Origin of the sequence: Lelliottia nimipressuralis (assembly GCF_004402045.1) — a bacterium.
Classification (GTDB): Bacteria; Pseudomonadota; Gammaproteobacteria; order Enterobacterales; family Enterobacteriaceae; genus Enterobacter; species Enterobacter chinensis.
Genome location: NZ_SOMG01000016.1, coordinates 100264 through 114152 on the forward strand (window position 1 = coordinate 100264; position 13889 = coordinate 114152).

The following is a 13889-nucleotide window of genomic DNA, read 5'->3' on the forward strand; positions in this document are numbered from 1 at the left end:
CAGTTTCCAAAGTTTTCCTTTAAAGCAGGGTTGCCTATCTCCGGGAGCGCGAAATTGTATGCACAGATCAAATACGTCAGGGATGAAAACCGGATGGTCGGTTATGTGATATCCGGCGTTAAAGTGGTGCTGGCAGGTATGCAGGGCGCGTTTGGCTTCGTGCTGACCTCCTCAATGATCCCCGTAGGCGTTCTTGCCGGTGCTATTCTGATTATCGACGCGACTAACACTATTACCCGTGAAGTTGGTCGTCAGTTCCTGAATGAACCTGACACGCAGGGCATGTTTGGTGATAGCGCGATGAACATCGCTGAATTCATGGGATTTGAACGATCAACAGGGCTGGGGATTTATAACGGGGTAGCGCTCGCAGGCAATATATATAGTATCTATGGATTAATGGCCAGACCCGGAACATGGCGTCTGTTTAACTATATCAGTACCGATTTTTACCGGAAAATCGACACCATGTCCCGGGGTAAACTGACAATGAAAATTGTAGGCTGGGGGGTAAAAGCTAAGGTTGTGTTCGATCTGATCACTTCGGATGATGCGGGGAAATGAGCGTTTTCCTGCGGTAAAGCCATGATTTATAGGCCAGCTTCAAAGGCATGGTGACAGTAAACAGTGTGCCAAGAATCACAACGGCCACACCAAAGGAAATGGCATGCATCCTTGAGCCAAACAATAGTGTGGTCACAAAAATCAACACCATTACTGATAGAACCCAAATAAGAGCCTTAAAACGGTTTGCCAGATCATTCAGCAGGGTATCCATCTCCGTACCCGTTTTAGCTGAACTGGCCTGCAATCGGACAATTTCATCTTCACTGAAACCGTGATTCATCAGATCATTTTCATAGTTCATGCTTACCTCCTTTTCCCTGCGGGAAGTTTAACACGCCCTGCGCCAATAACCAGTTAAGCCCGACCGGTAACCTGAAAGGGGGCCGCCTGGAAAATCTGGAAATATTTGCATGAACTATTCTGTATGGCCTGGTGTATTCCCAGGTGGTCAGTAAGATAGAAGACAAAAAACCCAGCGTAATAGCTGGGTTTCTTCATCATACCGGTTCGAAAGGCAGAACTACGGCATTTATCAGTGAGTCGCTTCACCAATCAGCGCACCTGTACCCGCGCCGACTGCCGCACCTTTCAGCACGCTCTTGCCGGTTACCGCCGCAGCGCCCGCGCCCACGGCAGCCCCAACCGCGCCGCCCTTACGCGCGGCTTTACCTTTGTCGCCGTTTTTGAACATGGCACCGGTACCTGCGCCCACGACGGCGCCGCCAACGGTCGATTTCAGATCTTTGCCCGTGGCCGCGCCAATGGCAGCGCCCGCTACCGCGCCAGCGGCAGTTTTGTCGATGGCCATTCCCGAGGTGGAAAACAGGAGGGTGCTGATAACCAGCGTTGTTTTAATCAGTTTCATAACAGATCCTTTGTGACTGCTGTCGGTTGATACGTCATTTCTCTGCATCTGGCAGGAGAGAAACGGCCAGATAGTGCCAGCAATACCGCCTCAACCTTTAGGCTAATCATGCCCTGAGCAAGGATCTGTGCTGCCGGGCGGCTAACCGCCCGGCCAGCCGTCATGCCTGACGTTTGTCTTCCGTATTCGTCTCGAAGTCGCTCGCCGCATGGCGCTCGTGGAGCTGCTCATTCAGCTCGCCGCTGGTGCGGTTAACGATGCGTCCGCGCTTGACGGCATGGCGGCTCGCCACATCTTTTGCCCAGCGCTGCACGTTAGTGTACTTCTCTGCGTCGAGGAACTCGGCGGCGTTATAGACGCTACCCAGCGCCACGCAGCCGAACCATGGCCAGATGGCGATATCCGCGATGGTGTACTCCTCACCCGCCACGTAGCGACCCCGCGCCAGCTGTTTATCCAGCACGTCGAACAGGCGCTTGGCTTCCATCGTGAAGCGGTCAATCGCGTACTCAATTTTCACCGGTGCGTAGTTGTAGAAGTGACCAAAGCCGCCGCCGAGGAACGGCGCCGCACCCTGGAGCCAGAACAGCCAGTTCAGGGTTTCCGTGCGGCCAGCCGGATCTTTCGGCAGGAAGTGACCGAACTTCTCTGCCAGATAGAGCAGGATATTGCCGGATTCAAATACGCGCGTTGGCGGGGTCGTGGAGTAGTCACGAAGTGCCGGTATTTTTGAGTTCGGGTTCACGTCAACAAACCCGCTGGAGAACTGATCGCCCTCGCCGATGCGAATCAACCACGCATCGTACTCCGCGCCCGTCACGCCCAGCGCCAGCAGCTCTTCGAGCATAATCGTCACTTTCTGGCCGTTGGGTGTGCCCAGCGAGTAGAGCTGCAGCGGGTGAGAGCCGACAGGAAGATCTTTCTCATGCGTTGCGCCGGAAATCGGACGGTTGATGTTGGCGAACGCGCCGCCGCCGTTCTTTTTCCATTCCCATACTTTTGGTGGCTGATACGTGTTGTCTGACATGTTGGCCTGCCTTTTTAGTGATGTGTTGAGGCAGTGTAGCAGGAGATTTGTGAAGCGTTTAACGAACTGAGCGCAATCAATTAACCGCTATTCCTTCTGCTGCTTATATATATCAAATCCGGCATAAGCTTAATCGAAAATCGCATTTTCATAATTAATGCGTAAATGGATAAAGCTGCATATGATGCTTCAACATAAATAAAAGATGCAGTAATAAACACTTTATAAGGCAAGGAGTTAGTGAGATGCGTAAGCTTCTGTTATCGGCCGCGATCGTTTCGCTCGCGTTAGGCCTGGCGGGCTGTGATGATGCGAAAAATAAAGAGACAAATACGTCCCCGGCGGCAAAAAGCGACGCGCCAAAAGCGGGCGGTTCGCTCATTATCGGGATTACCTCCGGCGACCCGTTAGCCGTTAATCCGCTCTACGCCAGCGACCGCACAACGTTAACCATCATGCAGGCGCTTTATGCCCCGCTGTACAGCTTTAATAACGGCAAAATTGAGTGGGGCCTGGCGGAAAGCCTGACGCCTTCTGCCGACAACCTGAGCTACACCCTGACGTTAAAACCCAATCTGAAATGGCAGGACGGACAGCCGCTGACGGCGGACGACGTGGTCTTTACGTTCAACAAGCTGCTGGATGCCAAACAGCACAGCTTCTTCCGCAGCATGTTCACCTACGGCGATAAGCCGGTACAGGTGAGCAAGGTCGACGACCGCACCGTTAAATTCACCTTACCGCAGGTTAGCGCCGCCTTTACCGGAACCCTGGTGCAGATCTACCCGATCCCGCAGCACGTATTTGCCAGTGAAGGCGATCTGGAAAAGAGCACCAAAAACGATGCGCCGGTAGGCTCCGGGCCGTTCAAATTTAAAGAGTACCGCGCCGGGCAATATTACGCCCTGACCCGCTTTGACGATTACTGGAACGGCAAAGCGAAGCTTGATTCCGTGACCTACCGTTTCGCCAAAGACAGTAACGCCGCCAACCTGGCGCTGCAAAACGGTGAGATCAACCTCAAGATGGTTGACCCGCAGGATGTGAATCGCCTGAAAAATACCGGTAAGTTCGACTTCGTGGTCTATCCGGAAGGCCGCCTGGCCTATATGACGTTCAACCAGAACGTGCCGGTGATGAAGAGCAAAGCGCTGCGTCAGGCCATTGCTTACGCCATCAACAAGGATGAACTGACCCAGACCGCCTTTACCTCGCTCGACTACGCCAAACCGGCAACCTCGTTCCTGACGCCAGATACGCTTTACAAGACGGATGACGTCGAGCAGTACAAATTCGATCTGCAAAAAGCCAAAGACCTGCTGAAGACGTCCGGCGCGCCGGATAATCTCAAGCTGCGCCTGGCGTATGTGAACACCAACAAAACCCAGGAGAGCATGGCGCTCTACATTCAGCAGGCGCTGAAGGGCATTGGGGTGAACGTGGAGCTGATGCCGCTGGACTCCAACGCGATGTCTCAGCGCAGTCTCGACATGAACAACACCGCGTGGGAGCTGAACCTGGGCGGCTACATCATGGGTTCAGAGCCGGACGGTTACAAATCGCTGTTCATGAGCAACGAGGCCTATAACTACGCACACTACAAAAATCCGCAGTTCGATGCCCTGTGGGATAAAGGTGCCGTGGAAACCGACGCCGCGAAACGTGCCGATATCTACAAGCAAATTCAGCAGACCGTGGCGAACGACATGACCTACTACCCGATTGCCTACACCAACGCGACCGTCGCGGTGGACAAGCGTTTCGGCGGCACCCAGGAAGCGGAGCCGAAACCGGTCTACCTGTTCCAGGATCTGTCAAAAATCTATCAGAAATAAGTGATTGCCCCGGCCGTCAGGTCGGGGCTTTGGTAAGGGCACGTCGTGAACACACTCCTCACGCGTCGGCTGCTGCAATTGCTGCCGATGCTGTTCTTTATTTCACTGGTCGCGTTTTTGCTGGTCAAACTCGCGCCCGGCGATCCGGTGGCAGCGTACATCACGCCGCGTATGGCCCCGGAAGATATCGAACGTATTCGCCAGAGCCTGGGGCTGGATAAGCCCCTGGTCACGCAGTACGTTTTGTGGCTGAAAAACGTCCTGCAGGGCGATCTCGGCTATTCGCTGATTTACCACCGCCCGGTGCTGGAGATGATCGGCGAACGCATTCCGGCCACGCTGGGGCTGATGGGCGCGTCATTGCTGCTGGCGATCGTGCTGGCTATTCCGCTGGGCCTGCTGGCGGGCGCATTTAAGCACCGCTGGCTGGATCACCTGCTGAACCTGTTCGCCTATATCGGCATCTCGGTGCCGATTTTCTGGTTCGGTATTTTGCTCATTACCGTTTTTGCCGTGCAGCTTAACTGGTTTCCCAGCATGGGGATGCGCACCATCGGCATGGAGGATAACGGCCTGGATGTGCTGCGCCACGGCGTGCTGCCGTGCATTGCGCTCACGTTCTACAACCTCTCCAGCTACGTGCGCTACATCCGCTCTAACACCATCTCGCAGCTCTCCGCCGACTACGTACAGACCCAGCTTGCCTACGGCGCGACGCGCGGCAGTATTCTGTTCCGCCATGTGCTGAAAAACGTGCTGCTGCCGGTGATTACCCTGTTCGGCCTGTCGTTCGGTGAGCTGATTGTAGGAGCTTATGTGACCGAGAGCGTCTTCTCCTGGCCGGGGATGGGGCTGCTTGGGATCCAGTCGATCGCCTCGCTGGACTACCCGCTGATCATGGCGATCATCATGCTCTCGTCGATGATGCTGATCGTCGGTAATCTGATCGCCGATGTGCTTTATCGCTTCGCCGATCCCCGCATTCGTACGCTGAGGTAACCCGGATGAGCAGACGCTGGCAGCAGGTTCGTCACCAGCTGCGCCGCAACCGTCCGGCGCAGTTCTCTCTGTTTGTGCTTTTTATTTTCGTTGTCGCCGCGCTCTGTGCGGGCTTGAGTCCGTACGATCCGGATCGGATGGCGCTCGGCGCACGCACGCTACCGCCGGATGCCGCGCACTGGTTCGGCACCGATGAATACGGGCGCGACTACTTCACCCGCGCGCTGTATGGCGGCCAGATCTCCCTGATGGTCGGTTTTCTTGCCATGCTCTTTTCCACGCTTATCGGCACGGTGGTGGGAACGGTGAGCGGCTATTTTGGCGGCTGGCTGGATAACCTGATGATGCGCGCCGTGGATATTCTGATGGCCATTCCGGCCTTCTTCCTGCTGCTGGTGGTGAATGCTTACCTCAAGCCGGGCGTGGATAACATCATCCTGATCATCAGCCTGCTGACGTGGATGAACATGTCGCGGCTGGTGCGTGCTGAAACGCTGTCGGTGAAAGAGCGCGAGTATGTGCTTTATGCCCGCGCGTCGGGAGAGCATCCGCTGCGCATTATCGTGCGCCATATCATTCCCGGCGTGCTCCCGACCATTATCGTGGCGGCCACGCTCAATATCGCCTCGGCCATTCTGATGGAGTCGACGCTCAGCTTCCTGGGGCTGGGCGTGCAGGCGCCTGCGGCGTCGTGGGGAAGCATGCTTAACAACGCCCAGTCTTATATTGGCGAGGCGTCGTGGCTGGCGATGTTCCCCGGCATTCTGATCCTGTTGACGGTGTTCAGCTTTAACGTGCTGGGCGATGTATTTCGTACCGCCTTTGAGCCAGGAGCGAATCGCGATGAGTAACTTATTAGCGCTTGAGAACCTGCAAACCACGTTCCGCACACGCGAGGGCGAGGTTCACGCGGTGCGCGGCGTGAGCTTTCAGGTTCAGCCGGGCGAACTTGTCGGCATTGTTGGCGAGTCGGGCTGCGGGAAAAGCGTCACCTGTAAGTCGATCATTCAGCTTCTGGGGAACAACGGACGGATCGCCGGGGGCAGCATCCGGTTCCAGAACGAGGACCTGGCGCAGAAAACCCCCGCGCAGATGCGCGCCATTCGCGGCAACGAGATCGCGATGATTTTCCAGGATCCGATGACCGCCCTGAACCCGGTGCTGACCATCGGCAAACAGATGGCTGAGATCCTGATGCGCAACAAAGGGCTCACCAAAAAAGCGGCCAGGGCGGCGGCGATCGCCATGCTGGAACAGGTGGGTATTGCCGAGGCGGAACGCCGATACGACCAGTATCCGCACGAGTTCAGCGGCGGGATGCGCCAGCGGGTAATGATCGCAATTGCGCTCTCCTGCAACCCGAAGCTTCTTATTGCCGATGAGCCGACCACCGCGCTGGACGTGACCATTCAGGCGCAGATCCTGCGCCTGCTGAAAAGTCTGCAACAGCAGACTCGGACCGCGATTTTACTGATCACCCACGATCTCGGCGTGGTGGCGCAGGTCTGCAGCCGCGTGGTGGTGATGTACGGCGGGCTGGTGATGGAGGAGGGGAGCGTGGAGGACATTTTTTATCGCCCCGCGCATCCCTACACCCAGGGGCTGCTGGCCTCGCTGCCGCGCCCGGATGAGGTGAATCAACGTCTATCGCCGATTGAAGGTTCACCGCCTGGCCTGCTTAACCCGCCGCCGGGCTGCCCGTTCGCCGAACGCTGTCCGAAACGCATGCCGCAGTGTGAACGGCAGCCCGAGTTTTATCCCGCCGGCGAGGGCCATCGCGCCGCCTGCTGGCTATGGGCCGATAAGGAGATTCAGGCATGAGTGAACAACTGGTGCCTTTAGTGAGCGTGCGCGAGCTGCGCAAGCACTATCCACTCAACGGCGGTTTGCTGCGTAAAGGCGTGGCCGTGAAGGCGGTTGATGGCGTGAGCTTTGATATTCAGCCGGGCGAGACGTTTGGCCTGGTGGGGGAGTCCGGCTGCGGGAAATCCACCCTCGGGCGCGCCATCCTGCGTCTTTTTGATATCACCTCGGGCGAGATCTACTTTGCCGGGCAGGCGATCGCCCACGTCCGTGAAAAAGAACTCAAGCCGCTGCGCAAGCGGATGCAGGCGATTTTTCAGGATCCTTATTCCTCGCTCAACCCCGGTATGACCGTGCGACAGCTGGTGGCCGAACCGATGCAGATCCACGGCTACAGCCGGGAAGCGCAGCAGGAGCGTACGGAAACGCTGCTCTACAAAGTGGGGTTGAAGCACGAACACCTTGAACGGTTCCCACACGAGTTCAGCGGCGGGCAGCGCCAGCGCATCAGTATTGCCCGCGCGCTGTCCGTGAATCCTGAATTTGTGCTGTGCGATGAACCGCTCTCGGCGCTGGACGTCTCGGTGCAGGCGCAGGTGGTGAATATTCTGCAGGATCTGCAGCAGGAGCTGGGGCTGACCTATCTGTTTATCGCCCACGATCTTTCCATGGTGCGGCATATCTCCAGCCGCATTGGGGTGATGTATCTCGGTAAACTGGTGGAGGTGGCCCCCGCGAATGAGCTGTATCAGCGCCCGGCGCACCCTTACACCCGCGCGCTGCTGGCAGCGGTTCCCCGGCCCGACCCGCGCATTCGTCACCTCGATGACGCCACCCTGCGCGGCGACATTCCAGGCCCCACGTCCGCGCTGCCGGGCTGTAAGTTCTGCAGCCGCTGCCCGCATGCCATGCCGGTTTGCCAGGCGCAGGAGCCTGCGATGCAGGAGATTGCGCCAGGGCATTTCGCGGCATGCTGGTTGTTTAAGATTTGAGCCTTAAACGTGTCGGGTGGCGCTTCGCTTACCCGACCGACTGGGTTTTGTGTTTCGTAGGCCGGGTAAGGCGAATTATTTGCCACGCAGGTGTATGATAAATATCCCTCTGTCAGGTTAATTACAACGTGCAGACGACGACAACCCCTAAAAAAATTGCCGCCTGCCTGTTTTAGGTTGGATACATGCGTAAAGGAAAGTTAAGCAGTGATGCGCCATTCGGGACATTGTTAGGCTATGCGCCCGGTGGCGTGGCGATTTACTCTTCAAATTACGGCAGTCTGGACCCGCGCAACTACCCGGAAGACGCGGATTTCCGCAGCTATATCGGCAACGAATACATGGGCCACAAGTGGCAGTGCGTTGAGTTCGCCCGCCGTTTCCTGTTCCTCAACTATGGCGTCGTGTTTACCGACGTCGGCATGGCGTGGGAGATCTTCTCCCTGCGCTTTTTGCGTCAGGTAGTGAACGATAACATTCTGCCCCTTCAGGCCTTTGCCAACGGTTCGAAGCGCGCGCCGCGCGCCGGGGCGCTGCTGATCTGGCAAAAGGGCGGCGAGTTTCACGAAACCGGCCACGTGGCGGTGATCACCCAGCTGCTGGACGATAAGGTGCGTATTGCGGAGCAGAACGTCATTCACGCCCCGCTGCCGCTCGGGCAGCAGTGGACGCGCGAGCTGCGTCTGAGCGTTGAGAACGGCTGTTACACCCTTCATGACACGTTCAGCGACACGGAAATTCTCGGCTGGATGATCCAGACCGACGACACAGAGCACAGCATTCCGCAGCCGGAAATCGACGGTGAACTGCTGAAAATCAGCGGCGCACGGCTGAAAAACAAACGTCAGTTCGACGGGAAATGGCTCAACGAGAATGACGCGCTCCAGCAGGCGTATGTCCGCGCGAACGGTCACTTTATCAATAAAGATCCCTGCCAGTACTTCACCATCACCGAAAGCGCCGAGCAGGAGCTGATTAAAGCCACCAACGAACTGCACCTGATGTACCTGCACGCCACGGATAAGGTGCTGAAAGACGACAATCTGCTGGCGCTTTTCGACATCCCGAAAATTCTCTGGCCGCGTCTGCGCCTCTCCTGGCAATGGCGTCGTCACCATATGATCACCGGTCGTATGGATTTCTGCATGGATGAGCGCGGGATTAAGGTCTACGAGTACAATGCCGACTCCGCGTCCTGTCACACAGAAGGCGGGTTGATCCTCGAAGAGTGGGTCAAAAACGGCTATCGCGGCAACGGGCACAACCCGGCGGAAGGCCTGCTGGAAGAGCTGACCGGGGCGTGGAAACACAGCCACGCGCGTCCGTTTGTGCACATCATGCAGGACAACGATGTCGAAGAGGACTATCACGCGCTCTTTATCCAGCGTTCTCTGCTGCAGGCCGGGTTTGAAACCAAAATTCTGCACGGGCTTGGCGCCCTGAGCTGGGATGCCGCCGGGCAGCTGATTGACGACGAAGGTCGCCACGTCAACTGCGTGTGGAAAACCTGGGCGTGGGAGACGGCGATTGAGCAGATCCGTGAGGTCAGCGAAACCGAATACGCCGCGGTACCGATCCGCACCGGACATCCCGAGGGCGAGGTACGCCTGATTGACGTCCTGCTGCGTCCGGAAGTGCTGGTGTTTGAACCGCTGTGGACGGTTATTCCCGGCAACAAGGCGATTCTCCCGGTACTGTGGCAGCTGTTCCCGAACCACCGTTACCTGCTCGACACCGATTTCGAGGTTAACGATCTGCTGAAACAGACCGGCTATGCCGTTAAGCCCATCGCCGGGCGCTGCGGCAGCAATATCGACCTGATCGGCGCCCAGGACGAACTGCTGGATAAATCCAGCGGCAAGTTCGTTGACCGGAAAAACATCTACCAGCAGCTGTGGTGCCTGCCAAAGGTCGACGGCAAGCATATTCAGGTTTGCACCTTTACCGTGGGCGGGAACTACGGCGGGACCTGCCTGCGCGGAGATGACTCGCTGGTGGTGAAAAAAGAGAGCGATATTGAACCGCTGATTGTGGTGAAGGATAAGTAACGCACACCCGCTCTAGCAAAGCCCCCGCAGGGCATCCTGCGGGGGCTTTTTGTTACGGTTCTTCCTCTTCCTGCTGTTCGCTTACCTTCAGATCGATGATGCGGCCAATCTGGTCGTGGTACACCGTCAGCAGGTTGTACTGGCTCATCTCGGAGATGATCTGCGGTGAGACATTAAAGCTGCGGGCCAGCTCCTCCTGGTGAAAATAGCCCGGCTGGCGTCGTCTCACGTGGGCGCGTCGGCGGTTGTACTGGTACCACAAAATCAGCAGCCAGCCGTTGAGCGCGGCGAACAGCAAATAGATCAGGACCGTATTAAAGGACGCAATAATCGCGCCCCAGCGGTAGTCGCTCTCCTCGGTTAACTGCATCCAGAGCCTGGCATACAGGAAAAACAGAAATCCTCCCCACGCTACCAGCGTTAATGCGGCATCGAAAAGACGTGGCAAGAGCCGATGCTCGGTCAAAATTAAGGTATTTTCGTTCATTGAAGGCTTCCTTTTCCCCGGTCCGGACTGATCCAGCGCGCGCGGGCACGCTGGCGTTTAAGCATGACTTTTGGAAATGCGACGAGGGTGGTGAACAGGCCAATCATCCAGTACACCATCGGGAACCAGATCACCCAGAAGAGCGAGCTGGCCACGTTCCGCTCATAGCGCCGCTCGATGTACAGGCTGACAAGGAACTGCAGCAGGCACATCACGCCCAGCAACAGCCCGGTAAACTCCGGGGGAAAGAGGCTCTCAACGGTCAGGTTCGCGGGAAGGGGCGCGACATAGCTAATGATAAACAGCAGCACCGTCATCGCGTACGCAAAGGCCCACAGCGTTGACAGCGCGTACTCCATAAACAGGGGCCACATGCGGTGATGCTCCCAGCGCACAATCTTGCGCAGGTTGACCAGAAACACCTCTGCTCCTCCCTGAGCCCAGCGCAGACGCTGCTTCCACAGGCCCTTCAGCGTCTCCGGCATCAAAATCCAGCACAGCGCCCGCGGCTCGAAAAAGATATCCCAGTGGCGCAGCTGGAGCTTCCAGCTGATGTCGATGTCTTCGGTGATCATGTCCGGGCTCCAGTAGCCGACGTCCGCCAGCGCCTGTCGGCGAAAGGCGGCGATGACGCCGGAGACGGTAAAGACCCGGCCATAGATCCGCTGCGTCCGCTTAATGAGCCCAATGATGGATGAGAACTCACCCACCTGAATGCGGCCAATCAGCGTGGAGCGCGTGCGAATGCGCGGATTGCCGGTCACCGCCCCGACGTGAGGGTACTGAATCAGCGGGGCCACCAGATAAGCCGCGGTATCGCGATCGAGCAGCGCGTCGCCGTCAATGCAGACCAGCAGATCGCCCCGGGCCGCCGCTGCCCCGGCTTTGAGCGCCAGCGCTTTTCCCTGGTTTTCCGCGAGGTTAATCACCCGCAGGCGCGGCTGTTCCAGCGCCAGTGTCTGCAGCACCTGCGCGGTGTTGTCAGAAGAACCGTCGTTGATGGCGATAACCTCTATATTTTCATACCGTTGATTCAGCGCGGCGCTGATGGTTTCCCGGGCATTTCGTCCCTCGTTGAAACAGGGGATAAGAATGGAAATGAGCGGCTCACCGGCGAGCGTCGGGGCGGGCGTGTCTTTATCCCACGACCAGTGCCGTTCAAGCTGAAACCAGAAATAGAGCCCGCCGGTTATCCAGAGTACGGACATAAACAGCGGCCAGAAGAACACAAAATCCAGAATCAGTTCGCCGGTAAAGAAGGCGGCCACGCCTAACGGCAACCCGAATACCAGACATAAAATAGAGAATGCGATAATGCGATCAGTCATTGTCAGGGTACCAGTACGAAGAAAATTCAGGCCTGATACGTGAAATATCAGGTTGGTTGTTGAGGAAGTCGTCGGGGTAGTAACCGTAATTTTTGACGCCGTTCAGCTGGAGCACGCGCATCCACTGCACAAGCTGGCTATCAGAAACGGCGCGCTGTGGTTTCCGATCCCAGTCCCTGGCCTGCAGCTCGAAGATGGTTTTATCGAGCGCGCCGGGCCGTGCGGCGACGGCGTTAACCAGACGCGTCAGCCAGGCATTGCTCTCGTCGACCGGGACGGACTCCATCAGCGGCATGGCCATCGGCACCGTCCAGTCATACTCCGCCAGGAAGTCATCAAGATTCTGCGCAAACCACGCTTCGCTTTCGGGCTGCAGAATGGGTAAGGCGAACATATTGCGCGCGGTTTTAATCTGCGGGCCGCGGATGTGCTTCACCGCCAGGCTCAGGGCGTGGGTAAACCCGACAAGCATCTGGCTTTTCTGGCGCGTGGTGTTCTGAGATACATCTTCCACGTCCGTCAGCACCGCGTCGTCATGGAACAAGATCCCATTGAAGCTGGCATAGCGGGCCAGATCTTCATAGATGTCGGTCACCTGCTGGCGCACCTGCGGATTCCATGGGGCAAGCCGGATATAGGGCTCGGTGGCGTCGCTCAACCGGCCGGTCTGACGATCCCGACGCTGCACGCGCGGCAGGGAGGGATCGAGATCGAACGAGAGCACCGGCATCCACGCGAAGACTTTTACCCCCGCGCGGGTTTGCAGCTGCCAGGAGACAAAATTAAAGAGATCGGCCCGGACCGGAAGCCGGCGATTGGGGAAATAAAGCGCCTTGATCCTGCCGTCGCCCTGCGGATCGGCAAACGCCTGTAGAAAAACGTGGCTGATTTTCATGTCGTAGACCCGCTGGATCAGCCTGTTGATGTTTTTGGTCTGCTGAGCCGGGTCGGGATCGTAAACGTAGTCGAGATCGACGTGCATCACGCGCACCGGCTCAGTCTCCTGAACCTGGCTGACCGTGCTGGCAAAAGTTTTGAGTGAGGGATTACCGGCGATCAGCAGACGGGGAATGCTGCCGAGATTGCGCACGTCACCCAGCCCGTCCTCAAGGGTAAAGGCCAACTGATAGCCCTGGTTTTTAGCTATCGCGAGCGATGTCCCGTTGGCGGCGCCATACGGCCAGACCCAGGCGCGCGGTGCCTTTCCGGTCACCTGCGTGATTTTTTCGGTCACTTTGCGAACGTCATCGCCGATCCGCTGTTTGAACTGCTGGTCGGTTTCATAGCGTCCCGTTGCTTTATCATAAAAGCGATTGGCGATCGCCGGTTCGCGGCTGCCCTGCGGGTTAGCCGGAATGCCGTAATGCGAGGCCCAGGTATGCGAGCCGATCTCAATCAGCGGGGACCGGCTGAGCTCGCGCACCATGTCCCACGTCGCGAAGCGATCGCGGGGCGTCATCAGGCCGCCGAAGTTAACCTTTTGATTTGCCGGCGTATCCACCCAGCTGCCCACCGGCGCCCACAGGGCAGGAACGTTCCATGCCTGAAGCAGCGGCCAGACGCGGGTATAAAAGCTGCTGTAGCCGTCGTCAAAGCTGAGCAAAACGGCCTTTGGCGGCAGCGTTTTTTTTCCGTCATGGGCATCCAGAATGTCCTGCACGCTGACCGCGTGATAGCCGTTGTGCACAAGCCAGCTAATCTGCTCGTTTAACGCGCTGGTGCGAACGGAGAGGTAGCGTTGATCGGCGGCATCATCTTCTACGTCGTGGTAGGCCAGGACCAGAAACTGGTTTGTTGGCCAGGGTTTGGTCGCCTCCAGCTGCGGCCGCGCTTTGGGCGCAATGAACGAGATCGCCTGCGCGCAGGCGCTCGCGCTGAGGCAGAGCCAGCCGATGACGATCAGGCTCACGGAAAGACGTGTATTCAGCATATTCATCC

Annotated in this window: 13 protein-coding genes; 7 read left to right on the forward strand and 6 right to left on the reverse strand. The window is 57.4% G+C overall.

Annotation, left to right across the window (positions count from 1 at the left end; all coding sequences use genetic code 11):
* Positions 1-54 precede the first annotated feature (54 nt).
* Positions 55-564, forward strand: coding sequence for a DUF4225 domain-containing protein (locus E3U32_RS10600; protein WP_286164285.1), 510 nt, complete (start codon positions 55-57; stop codon positions 562-564).
* Here the strand turns inward: E3U32_RS10600 and E3U32_RS10605 are convergent.
* From E3U32_RS10605 to yghU, 3 genes are all read right to left on the reverse strand, one after another.
* Positions 539-868, reverse strand: a complete 330-nt coding sequence (locus tag E3U32_RS10605; protein WP_134348762.1) for a hypothetical protein — start codon at positions 866-868, stop codon at positions 539-541. The genes E3U32_RS10600 and E3U32_RS10605 overlap by 26 nt on opposite strands.
* A 231-nt stretch (positions 869-1099) precedes the next feature.
* On the reverse strand, positions 1100-1432 hold the full coding sequence (locus E3U32_RS10610) for a glycine zipper domain-containing protein (RefSeq protein ID WP_134348763.1): 333 nt from the start codon (positions 1430-1432) through the stop codon (positions 1100-1102).
* A gap of 160 nt (positions 1433-1592) precedes the next feature.
* The gene (yghU, locus tag E3U32_RS10615; protein WP_134348764.1) at positions 1593-2459 is read right to left on the reverse strand and encodes a glutathione-dependent disulfide-bond oxidoreductase; all 867 of its coding nucleotides are present in this window, start codon (positions 2457-2459) and stop codon (positions 1593-1595) included.
* A gap of 245 nt (positions 2460-2704) precedes the next feature.
* Between yghU and E3U32_RS10620 the strand changes: the two genes are divergently transcribed.
* From E3U32_RS10620 to gss, 6 genes are all read left to right on the forward strand, one after another.
* Entirely contained in the window at positions 2705-4294 is a 1590-nt protein-coding gene (locus E3U32_RS10620; RefSeq protein ID WP_134348765.1) for an ABC transporter substrate-binding protein, read from the forward strand.
* Positions 4295-4339: 45 nt separating this feature from the next.
* Complete coding sequence (locus tag E3U32_RS10625) at positions 4340-5293, forward strand: ABC transporter permease (protein ID WP_134348766.1); 954 nt, start codon at positions 4340-4342, stop codon at positions 5291-5293.
* Positions 5294-5298: 5 nt separating this feature from the next.
* Positions 5299-6144 carry an ABC transporter permease gene (locus E3U32_RS10630; protein ID WP_023294546.1) on the forward strand — a complete coding sequence of 282 codons (846 nt, stop codon included), beginning with the start codon at positions 5299-5301 and terminating at the stop codon, positions 6142-6144.
* Positions 6137-7114: an ABC transporter ATP-binding protein gene (locus E3U32_RS10635; protein WP_134348767.1), complete on the forward strand. Its 978-nt coding sequence runs from the start codon at positions 6137-6139 to the stop codon at positions 7112-7114. The genes E3U32_RS10630 and E3U32_RS10635 overlap by 8 nt, the downstream gene beginning before the upstream one ends.
* Entirely contained in the window at positions 7111-8088 is a 978-nt protein-coding gene (locus E3U32_RS10640) for an ABC transporter ATP-binding protein (protein ID WP_134348768.1), read from the forward strand. The genes E3U32_RS10635 and E3U32_RS10640 overlap by 4 nt, the downstream gene beginning before the upstream one ends.
* Before the next feature lie 185 nt (positions 8089-8273).
* A complete protein-coding gene (gene gss / locus E3U32_RS10645; protein ID WP_134348769.1) occupies positions 8274-10136 on the forward strand; it encodes a bifunctional glutathionylspermidine amidase/synthase in 1863 nt (620 codons plus the stop codon).
* Positions 10137-10188: 52 nt separating this feature from the next.
* Here gss and pgaD read toward each other — a convergent pair whose 3' ends face one another.
* The 3 genes from pgaD to pgaB are packed head-to-tail and all read right to left on the reverse strand — an operon-like array spanning position 10189 to position 13881.
* A complete protein-coding gene (gene pgaD, locus E3U32_RS10650; protein WP_134348770.1) occupies positions 10189-10623 on the reverse strand; it encodes a poly-beta-1,6-N-acetyl-D-glucosamine biosynthesis protein PgaD in 435 nt (144 codons plus the stop codon).
* Entirely contained in the window at positions 10620-11951 is a 1332-nt protein-coding gene (gene pgaC / locus E3U32_RS10655; protein WP_134348771.1) for a poly-beta-1,6-N-acetyl-D-glucosamine synthase, read from the reverse strand. Before pgaC ends, pgaD begins: the two co-directional genes overlap by 4 nt.
* Entirely contained in the window at positions 11944-13881 is a 1938-nt protein-coding gene (gene pgaB, locus E3U32_RS10660) for a poly-beta-1,6-N-acetyl-D-glucosamine N-deacetylase PgaB (RefSeq protein ID WP_134348772.1), read from the reverse strand. Before pgaB ends, pgaC begins: the two co-directional genes overlap by 8 nt.
* Positions 13882-13889 lie beyond the last annotated feature (8 nt).